Annotated in this window: 1 protein-coding gene; it reads left to right on the top strand. The window is 46.6% G+C overall.

What is annotated here, in order from left to right; all coding sequences use genetic code 11:
- Window positions 1–279 (top strand): AMP-binding protein (locus SB816_RS31135; protein WP_410548131.1); only part of this gene is annotated, 279 nt, incomplete at both ends.

The following is a 279-nucleotide window of genomic DNA, read 5'->3' as shown; positions in this document are numbered from 1 at the left end:
ATCGGAATCATAAAAGCTGGGGCGGCCTATCTCCCGATTGATCCGGATTATCCGGAGGAGCGGCTTCAATATCTCATGAAGGACAGCGGCACTAAATTATTACTCACACAAGAGCACTTGATTGAAAAGATTCCTTTTACAGACACAATGGGCATAAGTGTGATTGCGCTGGATGATGAACGGATTGCCAAAGCCGAAAAGACGAATGTAACGGTGAGGAACAAACCGTCTGATCTGGCCTATGTCATCTATACATCAGGCTCGACAGGCAAGCCAAAG

The sequence above is a fragment of the Achromobacter sp. SIMBA_011 genome (genome assembly GCF_046535435.1).
GTDB classification, from domain to species: Bacteria; Pseudomonadota; Gammaproteobacteria; order Burkholderiales; family Burkholderiaceae_B; genus Achromobacter; species Achromobacter dolens.
The sequence above is the reverse complement of the archived record's forward strand: the minus strand, read 5'-3'. Positions and strand labels throughout refer to the sequence as shown.